1 pseudogene is annotated in these 764 nt (G+C 36.0%); it reads right to left on the minus strand.

Features of this window, described 5'->3' with window-relative positions:
- Window positions 1-480 precede the first annotated feature (480 nt).
- Window positions 481-764 (minus strand): annotated as a pseudogene (locus tag ACW9JY_RS10435) (Rpn family recombination-promoting nuclease/putative transposase); the annotation flags it as partial.

Here is a 764-nt window from a genome sequence, read left to right on the forward strand (position 1 = left end):
TTGTTGCTCATGATATCACTCCTCTCTCTCTTTTTATTTTTTTGTTTTTTGTTCTATGAGGAGTGATATCTTTTTTTTACCCCTTTTGTCAAGTATCTCATCAACCATTTTTATTATACAGCCCTTTTTTCACAAACCTATCATCAAAAAGAAATGGTATAATTAAGTTAACAAAGATCCTTTCCCTCACGGGTGGGGAGCGGAGTGAAAAGGTAAAAGAATCTTTTCCTCATGGGCGGGCTGCGAGGTGAAGGGGAGCTAACAAAGATCCTTTTCCTTATGTGTGAAAAACAGGGTTTAAGGGACCGCAGGTCCCTCTTCCACACGGGCGGGAAGTGTGGTAAAACTTCTTCCTCTTTCCTTATGGGTGGGGAGCGGGGGGAAGGGCGCTATAAAGCTTATTAAAAAGATATCACTCCTCCTAAAGCAAAAAAGAGGAGTGATATCTATTTTAAATACTCAAAAATCTACCTTCTACAACTATTTCAATATTTCTTTTAGTTCTTCTATGGTTATTTCAAATATATTGTCGATTATTTGGTTTATTTTTGCTTCTTCAGCTTCTTTTATCTTTCCTTTCATCTCTGTGGTTAATTGTCTACCAAATCGTTTACTTAATAACTTTATAGCTACTTCTCTTCTTTCTTCAAGTTTTCCTTTTCTTTCACCTTCTTTTACACCTTCCAATTTAGCTTTTTCTCTGTCTCTTTTTGCTATCTCTTCTAATGTGTTAAACATTTTTGGCACCTCCATTTCTTTTAGCT

It is taken from the genome of Petrotoga sp. DB-2, assembly GCF_054051725.1.